Below are 19,594 nucleotides of genomic sequence, written 5' to 3' on the forward strand. Positions count from 1 at the left end.
CGGTTCATCTGGTGCGGGTATTTTAAGGGGGCAGGGGAGGGCGGTAAAATGAAAGTCGTAACAAAAAGAAAGATACCCTGCATATCTGACGCTGTCGCTGCGCAGAGATGAAGGGTATCGGGTATTACGTGGTAAAACGCGTTGTGCATTACCAGACGTAAGTCAGCAGATCCTTTGACGCTGGCGTCATAAAGTCAATCGACATCATTACGCTCAGAGCGGTAATCGCCACGATGGAGAAAACGAACAGCTTACGTGCCCAAACGCGATCGTTCTGCGTTTTATAGCCGGACAGCGCCATTCCTAACCACCACAGGCTGACCGCGGACGCCACAATCAGATATTTGTAGCCCGCGTAGCCCACCAGCGTCAGCATCAGGGTTGCCACCATAAACGCCACGATGTACAGCGTGATATGGTTTTTCGCCACGGAGATGCCTTTCACCACCGGCAAAACCGGGATGTTTGCCGCCTGATAATCCTTAAAGCGGAAGATGGCAATCGCGTAGGAGTGCGGCATCTGCCAGAGGCTGAAGATCGCCAGCAGGATCAGCGCGCCCGCATCAAACTGTCCGGTGACGGCACAATAGCCAATCACCGGTGGTGCCGCGCCGGACAGGCTGCCAATCAGCGTGCCGTAAACGGATTTGCGTTTCATGTACAGGCTGTAAACGCCGACATACACCACAAAACCCATCACTGACAACCACATAGCCAGCGGATTAGCGCCAAAGTACAGCAGTGCGAAACCAGCAATACCCAGAACGGTGGCATAAACCAGGGCGACATTAACGGAGATGAGACCTTTGACCAACACCCGATTCCTGGTCCTCTCCATTTTTTTGTCGATGTCCCGGTCAATCAGGTTGTTATAAACACAGCCTGACGCAATCACCAGTGAGACGCCCACTAAGGTGGAAAGAAACAGGGCGTAGTCGATGCTGCCTTTGGAAGCCAGCAGGAATCCCCCGATGACAGAAATTAAATTGCCAAAAATAATTCCTGGTTTCGTTACTTGCAGGTATTGCTTCATCATCACGGTAGCCCGGTTAGTCCGCCATCATGTTGTAGTTGAGGTTCCACATGATCCACAGCGAGCCAGCAACAACGATCAAGATGATTATCGAAGAGAAGACAATTGCCACGAGGTTCCATCTCTCTTCGGACGAGGTGTTGAGATGCAGGAAGTAGACCAGGTGCACCAGCACCTGAACCACCGCACAAACAATGACAACACCGAGAATGGTCGCTTTTGACGCGCTGCCGTCCATCACCATCCAGAAGGGAATGGCGGTTAGAATGATCGACAGGATAAAGCCGACCATATAAGACTTCACGCTGCCATGCGAAGCGCCATGTTCGTTTACAGAATGACTCATTACATGGCCCCCATCAGATAAACAATGGTAAATACGCAGATCCACACCACATCCAGGAAGTGCCAGAACAGGCTCAGACACAGGATTCGGGTGCGGTTAGTCGCGGTCAGACCGCGCGTCGCAATTTGATACATCAGCACCAGCATCCAGATCAGACCGGACGTGACGTGCAGACCGTGGGTGCCGACCAGCGTAAAGAACGCCGAGAGGAAACCGCTGCGCTGCGGGCCAAAGCCCTCTTCAATCAGGTGATGGAATTCATAGATTTCCATGCCGATGAAGCCCAGACCGAACAGGAAGGTCAGAGCCAGCCAGCCGATGACGGCGCTTTTATTTTCCCGGTTCATGTTGATGACGGCAAAGCCGTAGGTAATCGAACTCAACAGAAGCAGGGCGGTTTCTACCAGTACAAACGGCAGTTCAAAAATATCTTTACCCGCCGGGCCGCCGGCGGTGTTGTTCACCATGACGCCGTACGTGGCGAACAGGGTGGCAAAGATAATGCAGTCACTCATCAGGTAGATCCAGAAACCAAACACCTTGTTGGATCCTGAATCGTGATGGTGTTGCCCATGCTTAGCATGGGCGTCCAGGTTTTCAGTTACCATTTTTCAGACCTGCTTTGCTAATTTCGTCAAAATGCTGATTTTCGATTTTCTCAATCTCGGCGACCGGAACGTAGTAATCCACGTCTTCGTCAAAGCTCTTGATAATCCAGGTCAGGATCATGCCGAGGAAAGAGAGACCTGCCAGCCACCAGATATGCCAGATCGCGGCGAAACCAAATACGATGCTGAACAGGCCGATGATCAGACCCGCGCCGCTGTTTTTCGGCATATGGATCTCTTCATAATGCGCAGGCTTCTTATACGCTTCGCCTTTCTCTTTCATTTCCCAGAACGCGTCGCGCTCATCAACCAGCGGCACTTCTGCAAAGTTATAGAAAGGAGGCGGAGAAGAGGTTGACCACTCCAGCGTACGTGCGCCCCACGGATCGCCCGTCAGATCGCGGTTCAGATGACGGTCGCGTACCGATACCCAGAACATGATCAACTGGCACAGAATACCGATAGCGATCAGTCCCGCGCCGACTGCGGCAATTACCAGCAGAGGATGGAACTGCGGATCGATGTCCTGACTCAGGCGACGGGTCATGCCCATAAAGCCCAGCGCGTACAGCGGCATAAAGGCCACGAAGAAGCCAATAATCCAGAACCAGAAGGCGCGTTTACCCCATGTTTCATTCAGGGTGAAACCAAACGCTTTCGGGAACCAGTAGGTTACGCCAGCCATACAACCGAACACCACGCCGCCGATGATAACGTTGTGGAAGTGCGCGATCAGGAACAGGCTGTTGTGCAGCACAAAGTCCGCGCCCGGCACGGCCAGCAGTACGCCGGTCATGCCGCCTACGGAGAAGGTGACCAGGAAGCCTACGGTCCACAACATCGCCGAGTGCATCTGGATGCGGCCCTGATACATGGTGAACAGCCAGTTGAAGATCTTAACGCCGGTTGGAATGGCGATAATCATCGTCATGATACCGAAGAAGGCGTTAACGTTGGCGCCTGCGCCCATGGTAAAGAAGTGGTGCAGCCAGACAATAAAGGAAAGTACGGTAATCACCACCGTTGCCCATACCAGCGAGGTATAGCCAAACAGGCGTTTTTTCGAGAAGGTTGCCACGACTTCGGAGAAGACGCCGAACACAGGCAGAACCAGGATGTACACTTCCGGATGACCCCAAACCCAAATCAGGTTGACGTACATCATCATGTTGCCGCCCATGTCATTGGTGAAGAAATGGAAGCCTAAATAGCGATCCAACGTCAACAATGCCAGAGTAACGGTAAGCACCGGGAAGGAAACAATGATCAGCACGTTAGTACAGAGCGAGGCCCAGGTGAACACCGGCATTTTGAACATGGTCATGCCAGGCGCGCGCATGTTCAGAATGGTCACGAAGAAGTTAATCCCGGTCAGCGTCGTTCCGATCCCGGACAGCTGTAAACTCCATATCCAGTAATCAACCCCGACGCCCGGACTGTACTCGCTGCCCGACAGCGGCGGATAGGCCAGCCAGCCGGTCTGCGCGAATTCACCCACGCCCAGCGACAGGTTAACCAACACCACGCCCACCACCGTGAACCAGAAGCTCAGGTTATTCAGGAACGGGAAGGCCACGTCACGCGCGCCGATCTGCAAAGGAACCGCAATGTTCATCAGACCGATAACAAACGGCATCGCCACGAAGAAGATCATGATCACGCCGTGCGCGGTAAAGATCTGGTCGTAGTGGTGCGGCGGCAGGAAGCCCGCTTCGCCCGCAGAGGCAAGCATCTGCTGGCTACGCATCATGATGGCATCGGCGAAGCCGCGGAGCAGCATCACAAACGCCACAAGGATATACATGATACCCAGTTTTTTATGGTCGACCGACGTCAGCCACTCAGACCACAAATATTGCCATTTACCGAACCAGGTAATGGCACCAACAACAGCCACACCACCAAGAATGATGGCGGCTACCGTGATCATGATAATGGGTTCATGATACGGTACAGCATCAAGGGTTAATTTTCCCAACATCGTCTTATTCCTCGGCTCCCGCGTGAGAGACTTCGCTCATGCCTTCATGTTCAGACATGTTCATTTTCCCGTGGCTCATCTTGTATTTGCCGATAACCTGCTTAAACAGCTCAGGATTTGCCGTAGAGAAAAACTCAACCGGATGGTTTTCGCTTGGCGCAGCCAGCTTCTCGAAGTCATCCATCGTCGTCAGCGTATGAGACGAGGTCTTCGCATTGGCTACCCACTGCTCAAACGCAGCGTTATCCGGGGTGGCAATCGCTTTAAACTTCATACCTGAGAAGCCGCGACCGCTGAAGTTAGAGGAGATACCGTTGAACGTACCAGGTTCATTCGCAATCAGGTGCAGTTTGGTCTGCATGCCTGCCATGGCGTAGATCTGGCTGCCAAGCGTAGGAATGAAGAAGGAGTTCATTACGCTGTTAGAGGTGATCTTAAAGTTCACCGGCGTATTGGCGGGGAAAGCAATCTGATTAACCGTAGCAATACCCTGTTCCGGGTAGATAAACAGCCACTTCCAGTCCAATGCAATCACGTCGATTTCTATCGGCTTCACATCAGAAGCAATCGGCTTACCCGGCTCCAGCGCGTGCGTGGATTTCCACGTCAAAATAGCGAGAAACAGGATAATCAGGATAGGAACCGTCCAAACCACGGCTTCCACTTTATTAGAGTGTGACCAGTTCGGGCTGTATTTTGCATTGGTATTGGATGCCCGATATTTCCAGGCGAACACCACGGCCATTAAGACTGCGGGAATAACGACGATCATCATCAGGCCAAAGGCCGTCAGGATCAGCGAGCGTTGCTCCATTGCAATCTGTCCTTTGGGACTTAACAATGCACTATCACAGCCACTTAACACTAAAGTGGCCGTAATTAATGACAAAATCCCCAAACTTTTATTGTATTTCATGAGTCTCATTTAACGACCTCAATGACAAGGGCTCTATGTCGTTTAAGTGTGGCGGCATTTTACGGGAAGGTTTCAGGACTGTAAACCAGCAACAGGTAGTGTCAGCGCCGTGTTGACGCCTTTTGCAAGGGTTGTCACAGATGTTACATAAGGTGACAAGATATGAATACTAGCAGCTATTTCGGGGTTATATAACAAAAACCGATGAAAGATTTGTCAGGAAAATCAGCTTTGCTATAACCACAAAAAATAACGCCCAATTATTTAACATCCCTGCATCATTTTGTGCGATAAGATGCCATTTAATATAATTACGCACCGGTTTTAAATACCGATAAAGTGTGTTCAGGCATATCGAAAAGCGCAATTAATCGAGCATGATAAAAATTAACTTTCGCAAAAAATGTTAAAAAATTGTCTCTAACATAGATATGTCATTGCTGTTTTGCCGGGCGCTAATGGCCTCTGAATGAGGGAACGATTAACATTACTCCCTCAAAGACGGTTTTCGCATCGCCATATAGTCCAGCAGGCTACCGACTATCACCCCAAGCAGCGTAAGCGCCAGGCCAGCTTCTGGTAACAGATCGAGTAAACCGCCCGCATTAAAAACTGTCAGTGCGCGTGCCGCCAGCAAAAGCAGCCAGATGCCTAGCAGTACACCTCCGGCTTTTAGCGCTCTTAGCGCCCAGCGATAGCCGGATGTAAAGTGCTCTCGTTGGGAAAAATGTTGTTCTGATTGGGCCTGCTCCAGCGTGTTGCTGCAACCCGCCAGCAACAGCAGGCCGGGGAGTGCGGCCACCACAGAAAAAGCATAAAAGGTGGGCCAGCCCCAGGATTCAACAAACCAGCCCGCTACCGGCCCGACGTAGACGCGACCTGTTGCCGACAGGGCAGACAGCAACGCAAACTGCGTGGCGGAAAATGACTTATTACACAGCGTCATCAGCAACGCGACAAACGCCGCCGTGCCCATCCCGCCGCAGAGGTTTTCAACAAATACCGCAGACGCCATGCTCCACAGATGCTTATCGGTAACGGAGAGCAGCCAGTAGCCCAGATTAGAGATCGCCTGCAAAATACCAAACAGCATCAGCGCACGAAACAGATTCAGGCGCTGCATCAACAGACCACCGAGAAGCGCGCCAACGATGGTGGCGATCAGCCCCAGGCTTTTATTCACCAGGCCGACGTCGCCGGCATCAAACCCCACGCCGCGAATAAGGAAAATGGTGGTAAGACTGGCGGCAAAAGCGTCGCCGAGCTTATAAAGAACGATAAGTGAGAGGATCAGCCAGGCGTTATTACGATTGAAAAAGTCACGCAGCGGCGCAGACACCGCCTCTTCAAGGCTGCGTGGCCGGGCTGTCGCTCCCTCCGGTTCCTTCGCCAGCAGCGTGGCGATGACGCCAGGGATCATCATCGCCGCCATCAGCCACCAGATTGCCTGCCAGCCCAAAAAACGGTCCGCCAGCCACAGTGCCAGCCCGCCGGAAACCAGCATCGCAAGGCGATAGCCGAGTACGCTGATCGCCGCGCCGCTGCCGCGTTCTTGCGGCGGCAACACGTCCGTTTTCCATGCGTCGAACACAATATCCTGCGAGGCGGAACAGAAGGCGATCAGCACCGCCAGCGCAGCCAGCAGCGTCAGATCGCGGGCGGGCGTCATAAATCCCATCAACGCGATGCCCACGATCAGTAAAATTTGCGTCACCAGTAGCCAGCCGCGTCGGCGTCCGGCGATCGGCGGCGTGTAACGATCCATCAGCGGCGACCAGAGAAACTTAAAGACGTAGGCCTGGCCGACCAGGGAAAAGAAGCCAATCGTTTTAATATCGACATTTTCAACGGCCATCCACGCCTGAAGCGTTCCGGAGGTTAGCGCCAGCGGCAACCCGGAGGCAAATCCAAGGATGAGAAGCAGCGCGGCGTTGCGTTGTGTGAAGATTTTAAGATACTGGCTGTCCATAGAAACCTTAAAATAGCGCCCGCCGATGGACGGCGGGCGAAGAGATTATCGAGCGTTCTGCTTGATAAACTGGTGAATGCTGGTGTCCTGCGCCATGTCGGCGATCACGTCGCTGAGCGTGGCATTAACCGCGTTAGTGATTTTTGTGTTGTTTGCATTGAAGGCGCCTTCAACGCTGTAGGTCTGACGATAGTTTTTAACCTGCTTGTTACCGTTTTTGGCGGTGGCAATAATCGAGATATCCGCCCTGGTAGTGATGCTGTAGCGCACGTTGCCCTGGGTAACGTCAGAATAGAGATTGTTCACCACGATCTGTAGATCAACGGCGCCGTCAGGGCCAATCATGTAACCGCGCGCGCCCATCTGTTTTTCTAACACTTCCTGAAGCAGGAAGCGAAGATCGCGCGATGGCGTCAGGGTGACTAACTGATTATCGCGGGTGACTTTCGCCAGCGCCTGATCGCTGCGCTGATCGGCACCGTTAATGCTGACGGTAATGCCCATCAGGCTTGGGTCTTGCTGCGGCAGCTGAATTTTAGGCGTAACGTTAAGAGTGTTGCTGTTGCTTGCACAGCCAGCCAGAATCAGAGCGGCCAGAAGAGGGAAAAACAGTTTTTTTAACATGCTTATTTTCTCGTTTGCGTAAGAGGTGATGCAGATAAAACTGCGGCTATCATAACATCGCCTGAGGCAAGAGGAAGCCCCCGGCTGCGCGTAAATTCATCATATTTCGTTAATTCCTGGCAAGCGCCGGGCGCTCAATCATTCAGGGTTGCAGCATTGGCCGAAAAAATGCAGAGTAGCTCGCTTTTAGTGCGGGTTATTTTTCGTCAAGTGAAACCTGAAGCGGCGTAAACCAGCTAATATTTAAAGCAATGAGGCGCGGCTCAGGTTGCAGAGGAGTAGGGGTATGATGCGTGAACGTATTGAAGAAAAGTTAAGAACGGCATTTTCACCCGTACATCTGGACGTGCATGATGAAAGCTATCGTCATAATGTCCCTGCCGGCGCGGAAAGCCATTTTAAGGTCGTTATCGTCAGCGACAGCTTCGTGAACCAGCGCTTCCTGCAACGTCATCGCGCCATTTACGGCCAGTTAACGGAAGAACTTGCCGGCAGCGTCCATGCGCTGGCGCTGCACACTTATACCGTGAAAGAGTGGGAAAGCTTGCAGGATACCGTACCGGCTTCGCCCGGCTGCCGCGGAGCCGGTACGCTGGCGTGATTTTCCGGTCAACATAAAGCGGCAATTATGCCGCTTTGGTTTTTGATACTTCCTTTATACCTGACGTTCAGCCTGATTGAGTGAGGTGGTTTGGCGGTCAATGCCGCGCCGAAGCTGGTTGGCAGCCCAGTCAGTGGCGCTGTTCAACGCCTCAGGAAGTTTCTCTTGTAAAAGTTCTACCGCTTTATCGGCCAGGGGGCCACCCATGATCTCAGCGGGAGGCACTGCGCTAAACACTGGAGCTGAGGTGACTACGTTGACGAAATGACTCATAGCAGCGATCGACGCCGCATTGTAGCCCCGACTGGCCATTGCCGTACTGACTGCACTGCGCGCTGAGAGAACACCAGCGAAACCGCCGCCAATGCCTGCGGTTTTAGCCAGGCTGCCAGCCGAGAAGACGCTGGCGAGCGCCTTAGGTGTATCAGTCACAATATCAACAGGCAATTTTGCAAGGCGTTTTGCCACGCCTTTAACCGGATCGGTATACGGATTAGTGGCCTTTAACGCCAGATACTGTTCTTTCCAGTCCGTACGCGCCAGCATATATTCCGGCCCAATGCGCCCTTTTTTATTATCCAGTTCATTCAGCCCTGCGCCGACCAGTCCTCCCGCCGCCAGGCCTCTTGCTCCGGTAAGCCAGGTATCAAAATTGCTTCCCGCCGCCGCGCCGTAAAAATGCGTAACAGCGGGCGTGGCGCCGAGACGCACTGTATTACCAAGTGTATAAGCCTGGAAGGCGGCTGAAATTTCCTTCGCGGTTTGCCAGGGCGTTGGCTGTTTCTCCAGCAGTGCATCGCGTATTTCAGGTTCAAGTTGTGCGGCGTTCGCTGTAAACCAGTGGGTATTGCTTGTCGCGCGATCGATCAGTCCAATCCCGACAGTATCGGCAAGCGAAGCTTGAATGCCGGCATGCAGGCCCAGTTCGGCTGCACTGTTGGCAAATGAACTGAGTAAGGGGATTTTATCAAACGCGACTGAGGCCACGGCAAAAGGAAAAGCGCGGGCACTCACCCTGGCCACCGATGCCAGGCGGTTAAGGTTTGTCCCTTTTGAAAAAACAGCGTCGATATCTGCCGGACTCTCCTTCATCGCGTGTAACTCTCGCGTACGATCGGCAATCAGGCCGATAAATTTCTCGCGATTATCGCTGGTAATATGTTTCTCATATAAGAGACTAATTTTCTGGTGAATATTCACTTCGTCAGCGGTGGCATAGCTGACGCCGTCTACTGTATGAGCCGTACTCTCCTCCGAAGGAGCCTGAGTCTGCTGTAAGGATTCATGGCTCAGAGCAGAGGCTTGTGATCCAGGCGGGGTAAGTTGAAGAGGGTTATGAGCGTCATTATCAAGGTCAAACGCACGATCGCAAATGCGTTCAAAGCTGGTTCTTTGAGAAGGAGGTAACAGTGCCATTTTACGGATTTCCATTAATACAAATAATCAAAATGTGAAACTCAGAAAGTGATAGGTAGGCCGTATGTCACTTGTGGTTCCATCCTGTATTCTGAAATAACGGCAGTTCGTGTTTTAACCTCAGGCAGTCTCGCAGGGGTTTGATTAAAAAAGAGGCAGTGAAATCACGCTCGCTGCGAAACGGCGTGTTTGCTTTCTCGACTCGCCCGAACGTTGCCGCTATAATGCTGCGTCTATTTTTCCAGAATGTCTTCGGGACGCTTCTGGCAACAGGGAACGCGGTTCTGACATCAGAGGCCGTCCCGGTTCCGGGCCGTTTGTCCGCCTGGCGGAATGAAGGGCCCGAAGTTGACCGAGCACGTGATTTTTTGAGGTAATAAGATGCAAGTTTCAGTAGAAACAACTCAGGGCCTGGGCCGTCGCGTAACGATTACCGTAGATAAAGATGTGATCGAAACCGCAGTGAAAAATGAGCTGGTCAACGTCGCTAAGAAAGTGCGTATCGACGGTTTCCGTAAAGGAAAAGTACCTATGACCGTTGTTGCGCAGCGCTATGGCGCATCCGTTCGTCAGGACGTGTTAGGCGATCTGATGCAGCGCAACTTCGTTGACGCGATCATTAAAGAAAAGATCAATCCGGCCGGTGCGCCGAACTACGTACCGGGCGAATACAAGAACGGCGAAGACTTCACTTTCGCGGTTGAGTTTGAAGTTTATCCGGAAGTCGAACTGAAAGGCCTGGAAACAATCGAAGTTGAAAAACCGGTTGTTGAAGTGACCGATGCAGATGTCGACACCATGCTGGACACCCTGCGTAAGCAGCAGGCGACCTGGAAAGATGTCGATCGCGCTGCGGAAGCCGCTGACCGCGTGACCGTGGACTTTTCCGGCTCCGTAGACGGCGAAGAGTTTGAAGGCGGTAAAGCGTCTGACTTCGTTCTGGCCATGGGCCAGGGCCGTATGATCCCGGGTTTTGAAGAGGGCGTCATTGGCCACAAAGCGGGCGAAAATTTCACCATCGACGTGAATTTCCCGGAAGATTACCACGCTGAAAACCTGAAGGGTAAAGCGGCTAAATTCGACATCGTGCTGAAGAAAGTTGAAGAAAGCGAGCTGCCTGAGTTTACCGAAGAGTTCATCAAGCGCTTTGGCGTGGAAGATGGCTCCGTTGCCGGTTTGCGTACCGAAGTGCGTAAAAACATGGAGCGTGAGTTAAAAGGCGCCGTGCGTAACCGCGTTAAGTCGCAGGCCATTGACGGACTGGTTAATGCTAACGAAATCGACGTACCGGCTGCGCTGATTGACGGCGAAATTGACGTGCTGAAGCGTCAGGCCGCACAGCGCTTCGGTGGAAACGAGCAGCAGGCGCTTGAACTGCCTCGTGAACTGTTCGAAGAGCAGGCAAAACGTCGCGTTGTCGTTGGCCTGCTGCTGGGCGAAGTGATTCGCACGCACGAGCTGAAAGCAGACGAAGATCGCGTAAAAACGCTGATCGAAGAGATGGCTTCCGCCTATGAAGACCCGGCAGAAGTGATCGAGTTCTACAGCAAAAACAACGAGCTGATGAACAACATGCGTAACGTTGCGCTGGAAGAGCAGGCGGTTGAAGCCGTTCTGGAAAAAGCAAAAGTGACTGAAAAGGCCACTAACTTCCAGGAACTGATGAACCAGGCTCAACCGGCTTGATTTCACCGTTCATGACGCGTTAATGAAAGCCCGTGGCCGCTATGGCCGCGGGCTTTTTGCTTTAATCATGCGGCCGGAAGTACCTTATGCTGTTTATTCGCGCATTAAAACCGCAAAAGATCGGCTAAGCTAATTTCCTTGTTAGCAGTTGATATAAACGTTGTTATGCTTGAAACAGCGGGGCAGCATCCCCAAATAGTAGCTTTAGTTGTACTGAATCTTGATTGGCCTGTGATTTTTAGGCGTGGAGTTGGTGACATTGTGTTTCCGATCGCTCTCAACCGGAATCGGTACGGCATGTAGCCAAATGAAATTTATCCAGGAGACGGTAATGTCATACAGTGGCGAACGTGAACAAACTGCACCTCATATGGCTCTGGTGCCGATGGTGGTCGAACAAACCTCTCGCGGAGAGCGTTCTTACGACATCTTTTCCCGCCTGCTCAAGGAACGTATTATCTTCCTCACCGGTCAGGTTGAGGATCACATGGCGAACCTGATCGTTGCCCAGATGCTGTTCCTGGAAGCAGAGAACCCGGAAAAAGATATCCATCTTTATATTAATTCGCCTGGCGGGGTGATCACCGCTGGCATGTCGATTTACGACACCATGAAGTTCATCAAGCCCGACGTCAGCACCATTTGTATGGGCCAGGCGTGCTCAATGGGCGCGTTTTTGCTGACGGCCGGCGCGAAAGGCAAGCGTTACTGCCTGCCGAATTCACGCGTAATGATCCATCAGCCGCTGGGCGGCTATCAGGGTCAGGCGACGGACATTGAGATCCATGCGCGCGAAATTCTGAAAGTGAAACAGCGCATGAACGAGCTGATGGCTGAACATACGGGCAAAACTCTTGAAGAAATCGAGAGAGACACCGAGCGCGACCGTTTCCTCTCCGCCAGCGAAGCTGTAGAGTATGGTTTGGTTGATTCAATCCTGACGCATCGCGCTTAGTGCCCGTCAGTCGACTATATTGATAGTTGACATACGTGACGATTAAGGGTGTCGCGGGGCGACACCATCGCCGCAACCAAGTGCGGACGAAGATAACAGAAGAGGTTAACTGATGACAGATAAGCGCAAAGACGGTTCAGGAAAGCTGCTGTACTGCTCTTTCTGTGGCAAAAGCCAGCATGAGGTGCGCAAGCTGATTGCCGGCCCGTCAGTGTATATCTGCGATGAGTGTGTCGATTTATGCAATGACATCATTCGCGAAGAGATCAAAGAAGTTGCGCCGCACCGCGAACGCAGTGCGTTACCGACACCGCATGAAATTCGCCACCACCTTGATGACTATGTTATTGGTCAGGAGCGGGCGAAAAAGGTGCTGGCGGTAGCGGTTTATAACCACTACAAGCGCCTGCGTAACGGCGATACCAGCAACGGCATTGAGCTTGGTAAAAGTAACATTCTGCTGATTGGTCCAACCGGTAGCGGTAAAACGCTCCTGGCAGAAACGCTGGCCCGCCTGCTGGACGTGCCGTTCACCATGGCTGACGCCACCACGCTGACCGAGGCCGGTTACGTGGGTGAAGACGTTGAAAATATCATTCAGAAGCTGCTGCAAAAATGCGACTACGATGTGCAGAAAGCGCAGCGCGGCATCGTTTATATCGATGAAATTGATAAAATTTCCCGTAAGTCTGACAACCCTTCTATTACCCGCGACGTCTCGGGCGAAGGCGTGCAGCAGGCGCTGTTGAAGCTGATCGAAGGCACGGTGGCAGCGGTGCCGCCACAGGGTGGCCGCAAGCATCCTCAGCAGGAGTTTTTGCAGGTGGATACCTCCAAAATCCTGTTTATTTGTGGTGGCGCTTTTGCCGGACTCGATAAAGTGATTTCCCAGCGTGTTGAAACCGGTTCAGGTATTGGTTTTGGCGCCATGGTGAAGGGCAAATCGCAGAAGGCAACCGAAGGCGAACTGCTGGAGCAGGTGGAGCCGGAAGATCTGATCAAATTTGGCCTGATCCCGGAGTTCATCGGCCGTCTGCCGGTTGTGGCAACGCTGAATGAGCTGAGCGAAGAAGCGCTGATTCAGATCCTGCGCGAGCCGAAAAACGCCCTGACTAAGCAGTATCAGGCACTGTTCAATCTGGAAGGTGTCGAGCTTGAGTTCCGTGAGGAGGCGTTGAACGCCATTGCCAAAAAGGCGATGTCGCGTAAAACAGGCGCGCGTGGTTTGCGTTCGATCGTTGAAGGCGCGCTGCTGAACACGATGTATGATCTGCCTTCAATGGATGACGTTGAGAAAGTGGTTATCGATGATTCCGTTATCGACGGACAAACCGACCCAATGCTGATTTACGGTAAACATGAAGCGCAGCAGGCTTCTGGTGAATAAATAAGCAAATCTTTCCAGTCAGTTAACTCAAAAAGGGAGAATTTATTCTCCCTTTCGTTTTTCTCAGGCACAGGCCGTTGAATGTCGCATGTTCATCCCCATATACTCAACTATCTGTGGGATAACCGTCCATTGCGGTACCCTTGCCCTGGCGGAAATTAACTAAGAGAGAGCTCTATGAATCCTGAGCGTTCTGAACGCATTGAAATCCCTGTGTTGCCGTTGCGTGACGTAGTGGTTTATCCGCACATGGTCATTCCGTTGTTTGTTGGTCGTGAAAAATCGATCCGCTGCCTTGAAGCCGCCATGGATCATGATAAAAAAATCATGTTGGTCGCTCAGAAAGAAGCTTCAACGGATGAACCTGGCATCAACGATCTCTTCTCCGTAGGGACCGTCGCATCCATTCTGCAAATGCTTAAATTGCCCGACGGCACGGTGAAAGTGCTGGTGGAAGGCCTTCAGCGCGCGCATATCACCACGCTTGCTGATAACGGCGACCATTTTACCGCTCAGGCCGAATATCTGGCCTCGCCTGAAATTGACGAGCGCGAGCAGGAAGTGCTGGTTCGTACGGCTATTAATCAGTTTGAAGGCTATATCAAGCTGAACAAAAAAATCCCGCCGGAAGTTCTTACCTCGCTGAACAGCATTGAAGATGCCGCTCGCCTGGCGGACACGGTGGCTGCGCATATGCCGCTGAAGCTTGCCGATAAGCAGTCCGTGCTGGAAATGTCTGACGTTAACGAACGTCTCGAGTTTCTGATGGCGATGATGGAGTCGGAGATCGACCTGTTGCAGGTTGAGAAGCGCATCCGTAATCGTGTCAAAAAGCAGATGGAAAAAAGCCAGCGCGAATACTATCTGAATGAGCAAATGAAGGCGATTCAGAAAGAGCTGGGCGAAATGGACGATGCGCCTGATGAAAACGAGGCGCTGAAGCGGAAAATCGACGCGGCGAAAATGCCGAAAGAAGCGCGCGAAAAAACCGAAGCCGAGCTGCAAAAACTGAAAATGATGTCGCCGATGTCTGCCGAAGCTACCGTAGTACGCGGCTATATCGACTGGATGGTTCAGGTGCCGTGGAACGCGCGCAGCAAAGTGAAAAAAGATCTGCTGAAGGCGCAGGAGACGCTGGACACCGACCACTTCGGTCTGGAGCGCGTCAAAGATCGCATCCTCGAATACTTAGCCGTACAGAGCCGCGTCAGCAAAATTAAAGGGCCAATCCTCTGTCTGGTTGGGCCTCCCGGCGTAGGTAAAACCTCGCTGGGCCAGTCCATTGCGAAAGCAACCGGTCGTAAATACGTTCGTATGGCGCTGGGCGGCGTGCGCGATGAGGCGGAAATCCGCGGACATCGCCGCACCTATATTGGCTCTATGCCGGGCAAACTTATTCAGAAAATGGCGAAAGTTGGCGTGAAAAACCCGCTTTTCCTGCTGGATGAGATTGACAAAATGTCCTCGGACATGCGGGGCGATCCGGCTTCGGCGCTGCTTGAGGTGCTGGATCCGGAACAAAATATTGCCTTTAACGATCACTATCTGGAAGTGGATTACGATCTCTCCGACGTGATGTTTGTGGCAACGTCGAACTCAATGAACATCCCGGCGCCGTTGCTGGATCGTATGGAAGTTATTCGTCTTTCCGGCTACACCGAAGACGAAAAGCTGAACATCGCTAAACAGCATCTTTTGCCGAAGCAGATTGAACGCAACGCGCTGACCAAAACTGAAATAACTGTCGACGACAGCGCCATTGTCGGCATTATTCGTTACTACACCCGCGAAGCGGGCGTGCGTAGCCTTGAGCGCGAGCTTTCCAAACTTTGTCGTAAAGCGGTTAAAACGCTGCTGATGGATAAGACCATCAAGCATATCGACATCAATGGCGACAACCTGAAAGATTTCCTTGGCGTACAGCGCTTCGACTACGGCCGCGCCGATAGTGAAAACCGTGTAGGACAGGTTACCGGCCTGGCGTGGACGGAAGTGGGCGGCGATCTGCTGACCATTGAAACCGCGTGCGTGCCGGGCAAAGGTAAACTGACCTACACCGGCTCGTTGGGCGAAGTGATGCAGGAGTCAATCCAGGCGGCATTGACCGTTGTGCGCGCGCGGGCGGAGAAGCTGGGTATTAATGGCGACTTCTACGAAAAACGCGACATTCACGTTCACGTGCCGGAAGGCGCAACGCCAAAAGATGGCCCGAGCGCCGGTATCGCCATGTGTACCGCGCTGGTATCATGCCTGACCGGTAATCCGGTGCGTGCAGACGTCGCGATGACCGGCGAAATCACGCTACGCGGTCAGGTATTGCCCATTGGCGGCCTGAAAGAAAAACTGCTGGCAGCGCATCGCGGCGGCATCAAAACCGTCTTGATCCCGGACGAGAACAAACGCGATTTGGAAGAGATCCCTGACAACGTCATCGCCGACCTGGATATTCATCCGGTAAAACGTATCGATGAAGTACTGACGCTGGCGCTGCAAAACGCGCCTTACGGCATGCAGGTCGCCACGGCAAAATAGTGATTTAAGACAAAAACACGGGAAAACCAGAGCTGGTGAGCAAAAAGTGACTTGCCAGCTTTTTTTTGTGCCGCTAATTTAGAGAGCGGTTTAGCCAGTAACGGCAACGTTTTGAGCGTTACGGCTCGACAGGCGCAATCTTGATAACTGGCACACATAGAGGGTGATCAAACCCCATTATGTTGTGAATAATAACAGAGGGGATGGGTGAGTGAATAAGTCACAGTTGATCGACAAAATAGCTGCTAATGCGGATATTTCTAAAGCAGCCGCCGGACGTGTTTTAGATGCTTTCATGGATGGCGTTTCAGATTCTCTTAAAGCTGGCGATGACGTCGCGTTGGTTGGATTTGGTACTTTTTCCGTACGCGAACGTGCAGAGCGCACCGGCCGCAATCCGCAAACCGGCAAAGAAATCACGATCCCGGCGGGTAAAGTTCCCGGTTTCCGCGCCGGTAAAGCGTTGAAAGACGCTGTAAACTAACGTATTGCTTCCCGCAGAGTAATTTCTTTGGCGGAGAGAAGATTGTCATAGCGTTCTCATGTACCATACGGGGCACTTCAGGATTCTGATGTGCCTTTTTTTATGTTTCAATGATTGAGACGGGCTGACGTGTTGGCACGCAGCGGCGCGAAGCGTTCTCCGGATCACAGGACGCAGGCGCAAAGTTTTACATTCACATTACAGCGGAGTGTTGTCACACTATGATGGACAATTTACGTGCGGCATCGAACCATGTCGTGCTCAAAATTCTACTGGCTTTAATTATCCTGTCGTTTGTACTGACGGGCGTGGGCAACTATCTGATTGGCGGTAACGGTGATTACGCCGCTAAAGTTAACGGCGACGAAATCAGCCGCGCGCAGCTTGAACGCGCCTTCACTAATGAACGTTCCCGTCAGCAGCAGATGCTCGGTGAACAGTTCTCTCAGCTTGCCGGTAACCCGGGCTATATGCAGCAGATCCGCCAGCAGGCGCTTTCTCAACTGGTTGATGAAAAATTGCTCGATCAGTATGCAAAAGAGCTTCGTCTGGGGATCAGTGACGATCAGATCAAACAGGCGATATTCACTCAGCCTGCGTTCCAGACCAACGGGAAATTCGATAATGCAAAATACCTGAGTATTATCAATAATATGGGTTTCTCTGCCGATCAGTATGCAGAAGCGTTGCGCAAGCAGCTTACCACGCAGCAGCTTATCGCCGCGGTCACCGGCACTGATTTCACCCTGACCGGCGAAACCGATGCGCTTGCCGCTTTGGTGGCGCAACAGCGTGTTATACGCAAAGCAACTATCGATGTTGGCGCGCTGGCAGCAGGCCAGCCTGTCACGGACGAAGAAATTAAAAATCGCTACGAGCAGAATAAAAACAGCTTTATGGCCCCTGAGCAGTTCCGCGTCAGCTATATCAAACTGGATGCGGCGGCCATGCAGCAAACCGTCAGCGACAGTGATGTTCAGGCCTGGTACGAGCAGCATCAGGATGACTACACGCAGCCGCAGCGCAGTCGTTACAGTATTATTCAGAGCAAAACCGCAGCGGATGCGCAGGCGGTACTGGATGAACTGAAAAAGGGGGGTGATTTTGCTGCGCTGGCAAAAGCGAAGTCCAGCGATCCGATCTCGGCTCGCCACGGCGGCGACATGGGCTGGCTGGAGCCCGCCACCACGCCTGACGAGCTCAAAACGGCTGATCTGAAAGAAAAAGGCCAGCTTTCCGGCATCATCAAGTCATCCGTCGGTTTTATCGTTGCGCGACTGGACGATATTCAGCCGCAGCAGATCAAGCCACTGAGCGCCGTGCGTGATGACATTACGGCGAAGGTGAAGCAGGAGAAAGCGCTGGATGTGTACTATAAGCTGCAACAAAAAGTAAGCGATGCGGCCAGCAATGACAACGAATCGCTGGCTGGCGCTGAAGAGGCGGCAGGTGTTAAGGCGGTGGAAACCAACTGGTTCGATCGCGACAGCCTGCCCGCTGAGCTGAACTTTCCTAAGGTTGAACAGGCGATCTTCAGCGGCGATCTGGTCGGCAACAACGGTTCGCCGGGAAGCAACTCTGATATCATCACCGTTGATGGCGACCGTGCTTTCGTGCTGCGCGTCAGTGCGCACAAGCCTGAAGCGGTCAGGCCGCTCAACGATGTCAAAGCGGAAGTTACCACCCTGCTCAAACGTGAGAAAGCGCAAAAAGCGGCAAAAGAGCAGGCCGATAAAGTCCTTGCGGCATTGAAGGCAGGCAGTGGCGATCCGGCGATGAAAGCAGCGAACCTGAGCTTTGGCCCGCAGCTGACGCTGGAACGTAATAGTCAGGATGCGCTGACGCAGAAAGCCTTTGCGATGACGCCGCCGGCGAAAGATAAAACCAGTTATGAGATCGGCGAAGACGGGCAGGGTAACGTTGTGCTGCTGGCGCTGGAAAGCGTGAAGAGCGGCACCATGCCAGAGGCGCAGAAGCAGGCGATGGTTCAGGGCGTGACGCAAAACAACGCGCAAATCGCTTTCGAAGCATTGCTCAGCAATCTGCGCAAGGACGCCAAAATTAAATACGGTGCGGCGGCTGAAGCTCAATAAGACGCGCAATTTTTTTGTAACGCACTGCAAACCTGAAGGCCGCTTTCGCGGCCTTTTCCATTTCTGATTTCCATCGTTTGTTCAATATACCGCGCTGACGTAGGGTAAGGCTGCTGTCACACACATGGAGGAAAACAGCATGACATACAGGATCTTTACTGCGCTTTACCTTGCCTTCACCCTGGTGCCGCTGGCTGCCGCTTCGGTCCAGGCCGCACCGGTTGAAAACAGCATCGTTGTTGAGGCAAAAGAAGCGGCAACGCCTGCCAGCGTCAGCATCAATCAGGCCAGTGCGCAAGAGCTTGCCGCGGTACTGAACGGCGTTGGACTGAAAAAAGCGGAGGCCATTATCCGCTATCGGGACGAATTTGGGCCCTTTACGCAGATTGAGCAACTCAGAGAGGTGCCCGGCATCGGCAACGCGCTGGTAGAGCGAAATCTGTCGCGGCTGAAATTGTGATCGCTATCGCGCGGTCAATGTGTGCCGCTTCAGGCGACGTAAACCGCTGCTAATATGGGGAGGTCATACCAGTGAGTATGGCCTCATCTTTAACGTTAAGGCGGTTATGCAAACAACAATAAAAGTACGCGGCTATCATCTGGATGTTTATCAGCACGTCAATAATGCCCGCTATCTCGAATTTCTCGAAGAGGCGCGCTGGGCGTGGCTGGAGCAAACGGAGGCGTTTAACTGGCTAACGGAAAACCAGTTCGCTTTTGTAGTGGTAAACATCAATATTAACTACCGCAGGCCAGCGGTGCTGGGAGACGTGCTCCATGTTAACAGCACGCTGCTGGAGCTGGGCAGAAAAAGCGGGGTGATCGGCCAGACGGTGACGCTGGCGCCCGGCGGCGAGACGGTCGCGGACGCCGCATTGACTTTTGTCTGTATCGACCTGCGTACGCAAAAGGCGCAGCCGATAGAGGGCGAACTGAAACAACGCCTGGAGGAGATGATGTGAT

General features: G+C 52.7%; 17 protein-coding genes. 9 read left to right on the plus strand and 8 right to left on the minus strand.

Translation table 11 applies throughout. From position 1 onward, the window contains the following. Nucleotides 1–148 precede the first annotated feature (148 nt). From cyoE to FA91_RS04070, 7 genes are all read right to left on the minus strand, one after another. The gene (gene cyoE, locus FA91_RS04040) at nucleotides 149–1,036 is read right to left on the minus strand and encodes a heme o synthase (RefSeq protein ID WP_034912776.1); all 888 of its coding nucleotides are present in this window, start codon (nucleotides 1,034–1,036) and stop codon (nucleotides 149–151) included. Nucleotides 1,037–1,049: 13 nt separating this feature from the next. Further along, the gene (locus tag FA91_RS04045) at nucleotides 1,050–1,379 is read right to left on the minus strand and encodes a cytochrome o ubiquinol oxidase subunit IV (RefSeq protein ID WP_034912778.1); all 330 of its coding nucleotides are present in this window, start codon (nucleotides 1,377–1,379) and stop codon (nucleotides 1,050–1,052) included. Further along, nucleotides 1,379–1,987: a cytochrome o ubiquinol oxidase subunit III gene (locus FA91_RS04050; RefSeq protein WP_034912780.1), complete on the minus strand. Its 609-nt coding sequence runs from the start codon at nucleotides 1,985–1,987 to the stop codon at nucleotides 1,379–1,381. The genes FA91_RS04045 and FA91_RS04050 overlap by 1 nt, the downstream gene beginning before the upstream one ends. Then, nucleotides 1,977–3,968, minus strand: coding sequence for a cytochrome o ubiquinol oxidase subunit I (gene cyoB / locus FA91_RS04055; RefSeq protein ID WP_034912782.1), 1,992 nt, complete (start codon nucleotides 3,966–3,968; stop codon nucleotides 1,977–1,979). The genes FA91_RS04050 and cyoB overlap by 11 nt, the downstream gene beginning before the upstream one ends. Before the next feature lie 4 nt (nucleotides 3,969–3,972). After that, nucleotides 3,973–4,893, minus strand: a complete 921-nt coding sequence (gene cyoA / locus FA91_RS04060; protein WP_034912783.1) for a cytochrome o ubiquinol oxidase subunit II — start codon at nucleotides 4,891–4,893, stop codon at nucleotides 3,973–3,975. 478 nt (nucleotides 4,894–5,371) lie between these two features. Next, entirely contained in the window at nucleotides 5,372–6,853 is a 1,482-nt protein-coding gene (gene ampG / locus FA91_RS04065) for a muropeptide MFS transporter AmpG (RefSeq protein WP_034912784.1), read from the minus strand. Between the two features lie 45 nt (nucleotides 6,854–6,898). Beyond that, nucleotides 6,899–7,477, minus strand: a complete 579-nt coding sequence (locus FA91_RS04070; RefSeq protein ID WP_034912785.1) for a lipoprotein — start codon at nucleotides 7,475–7,477, stop codon at nucleotides 6,899–6,901. Nucleotides 7,478–7,763: 286 nt separating this feature from the next. Here FA91_RS04070 and bolA point away from each other — a divergent pair, with 286 nt between their 5' ends. Beyond that, on the plus strand, nucleotides 7,764–8,078 hold the full coding sequence (bolA, locus tag FA91_RS04075; RefSeq protein WP_034912786.1) for a transcriptional regulator BolA: 315 nt from the start codon (nucleotides 7,764–7,766) through the stop codon (nucleotides 8,076–8,078). A 54-nt stretch (nucleotides 8,079–8,132) separates the two neighbouring features. On the opposite strand, the gene FA91_RS04080 is transcribed toward bolA, so the two are convergent. Beyond that, complete coding sequence (locus tag FA91_RS04080) at nucleotides 8,133–9,494, minus strand: hypothetical protein (RefSeq protein ID WP_051936994.1); 1,362 nt, start codon at nucleotides 9,492–9,494, stop codon at nucleotides 8,133–8,135. A 381-nt stretch (nucleotides 9,495–9,875) separates the two neighbouring features. On the opposite strand from FA91_RS04080, the gene tig reads away from it, so the two are divergent. From tig to FA91_RS04120, 8 genes are all read left to right on the plus strand, one after another. Beyond that, nucleotides 9,876–11,180, plus strand: a complete 1,305-nt coding sequence (gene tig, locus FA91_RS04085; protein WP_034912787.1) for a trigger factor — start codon at nucleotides 9,876–9,878, stop codon at nucleotides 11,178–11,180. A gap of 331 nt (nucleotides 11,181–11,511) precedes the next feature. Next, complete coding sequence (gene clpP / locus FA91_RS04090) at nucleotides 11,512–12,135, plus strand: ATP-dependent Clp endopeptidase proteolytic subunit ClpP (protein WP_034912788.1); 624 nt, start codon at nucleotides 11,512–11,514, stop codon at nucleotides 12,133–12,135. Between the two features lie 112 nt (nucleotides 12,136–12,247). Further along, nucleotides 12,248–13,522, plus strand: a complete 1,275-nt coding sequence (clpX, locus tag FA91_RS04095; RefSeq protein ID WP_034912789.1) for an ATP-dependent protease ATP-binding subunit ClpX — start codon at nucleotides 12,248–12,250, stop codon at nucleotides 13,520–13,522. 177 nt (nucleotides 13,523–13,699) lie between these two features. Further along, a complete protein-coding gene (lon, locus tag FA91_RS04100) occupies nucleotides 13,700–16,054 on the plus strand; it encodes an endopeptidase La (RefSeq protein ID WP_034912790.1) in 2,355 nt (784 codons plus the stop codon). 211 nt (nucleotides 16,055–16,265) lie between these two features. Continuing rightward, the gene (gene hupB, locus FA91_RS04105; RefSeq protein WP_034912791.1) at nucleotides 16,266–16,538 is read left to right on the plus strand and encodes a nucleoid-associated protein HU-beta; all 273 of its coding nucleotides are present in this window, start codon (nucleotides 16,266–16,268) and stop codon (nucleotides 16,536–16,538) included. A 221-nt stretch (nucleotides 16,539–16,759) separates the two neighbouring features. Then, nucleotides 16,760–18,631 (plus strand): peptidylprolyl isomerase, encoded by a 1,872-nt coding sequence (gene ppiD / locus FA91_RS04110; protein WP_034912792.1) that lies wholly within the window; start codon nucleotides 16,760–16,762, stop codon nucleotides 18,629–18,631. A gap of 139 nt (nucleotides 18,632–18,770) precedes the next feature. Continuing rightward, nucleotides 18,771–19,091: a helix-hairpin-helix domain-containing protein gene (locus FA91_RS04115; protein WP_152601435.1), complete on the plus strand. Its 321-nt coding sequence runs from the start codon at nucleotides 18,771–18,773 to the stop codon at nucleotides 19,089–19,091. A gap of 106 nt (nucleotides 19,092–19,197) precedes the next feature. After that, entirely contained in the window at nucleotides 19,198–19,593 is a 396-nt protein-coding gene (locus FA91_RS04120) for a thioesterase family protein (protein WP_034912794.1), read from the plus strand. Nucleotide 19,594 lies beyond the last annotated feature (1 nt).

The sequence above is a fragment of the Erwinia sp. 9145 genome, from assembly GCF_000745075.1.
Taxonomy (GTDB): Bacteria; Pseudomonadota; Gammaproteobacteria; order Enterobacterales; family Enterobacteriaceae; genus Erwinia; species Erwinia oleae.

Excerpts from the sequence above, each read along its gene's own strand:
- FA91_RS04080 (WP_051936994.1), bottom strand. The coding sequence starts at position 9,494 with ATGGCACTGTTACCTCCTTCTCAAAGAACCAGCTTTGAACGCATTTGC.
- cyoA (WP_034912783.1), bottom strand. The coding sequence starts at position 4,893 with ATGAGACTCATGAAATACAATAAAAGTTTGGGGATTTTGTCATTAATT.
- tig (WP_034912787.1), top strand. The coding sequence starts at position 9,876 with ATGCAAGTTTCAGTAGAAACAACTCAGGGCCTGGGCCGTCGCGTAACG.
- FA91_RS04115 (WP_152601435.1), top strand. The coding sequence starts at position 18,771 with ATGACATACAGGATCTTTACTGCGCTTTACCTTGCCTTCACCCTGGTG.
- FA91_RS04070 (WP_034912785.1), bottom strand. The coding sequence starts at position 7,477 with ATGTTAAAAAAACTGTTTTTCCCTCTTCTGGCCGCTCTGATTCTGGCT.
- cyoE (WP_034912776.1), bottom strand. The coding sequence starts at position 1,036 with ATGATGAAGCAATACCTGCAAGTAACGAAACCAGGAATTATTTTTGGC.
- clpP (WP_034912788.1), top strand. The coding sequence starts at position 11,512 with ATGTCATACAGTGGCGAACGTGAACAAACTGCACCTCATATGGCTCTG.
- FA91_RS04050 (WP_034912780.1), bottom strand. The coding sequence starts at position 1,987 with ATGGTAACTGAAAACCTGGACGCCCATGCTAAGCATGGGCAACACCAT.
- cyoB (WP_034912782.1), bottom strand. The coding sequence starts at position 3,968 with ATGTTGGGAAAATTAACCCTTGATGCTGTACCGTATCATGAACCCATT.
- bolA (WP_034912786.1), top strand. The coding sequence starts at position 7,764 with ATGATGCGTGAACGTATTGAAGAAAAGTTAAGAACGGCATTTTCACCC.
- ppiD (WP_034912792.1), top strand. The coding sequence starts at position 16,760 with ATGATGGACAATTTACGTGCGGCATCGAACCATGTCGTGCTCAAAATT.
- FA91_RS04120 (WP_034912794.1), top strand. The coding sequence starts at position 19,198 with ATGCAAACAACAATAAAAGTACGCGGCTATCATCTGGATGTTTATCAG.
- ampG (WP_034912784.1), bottom strand. The coding sequence starts at position 6,853 with ATGGACAGCCAGTATCTTAAAATCTTCACACAACGCAACGCCGCGCTG.
- clpX (WP_034912789.1), top strand. The coding sequence starts at position 12,248 with ATGACAGATAAGCGCAAAGACGGTTCAGGAAAGCTGCTGTACTGCTCT.
- lon (WP_034912790.1), top strand. The coding sequence starts at position 13,700 with ATGAATCCTGAGCGTTCTGAACGCATTGAAATCCCTGTGTTGCCGTTG.
- FA91_RS04045 (WP_034912778.1), bottom strand. The coding sequence starts at position 1,379 with ATGAGTCATTCTGTAAACGAACATGGCGCTTCGCATGGCAGCGTGAAG.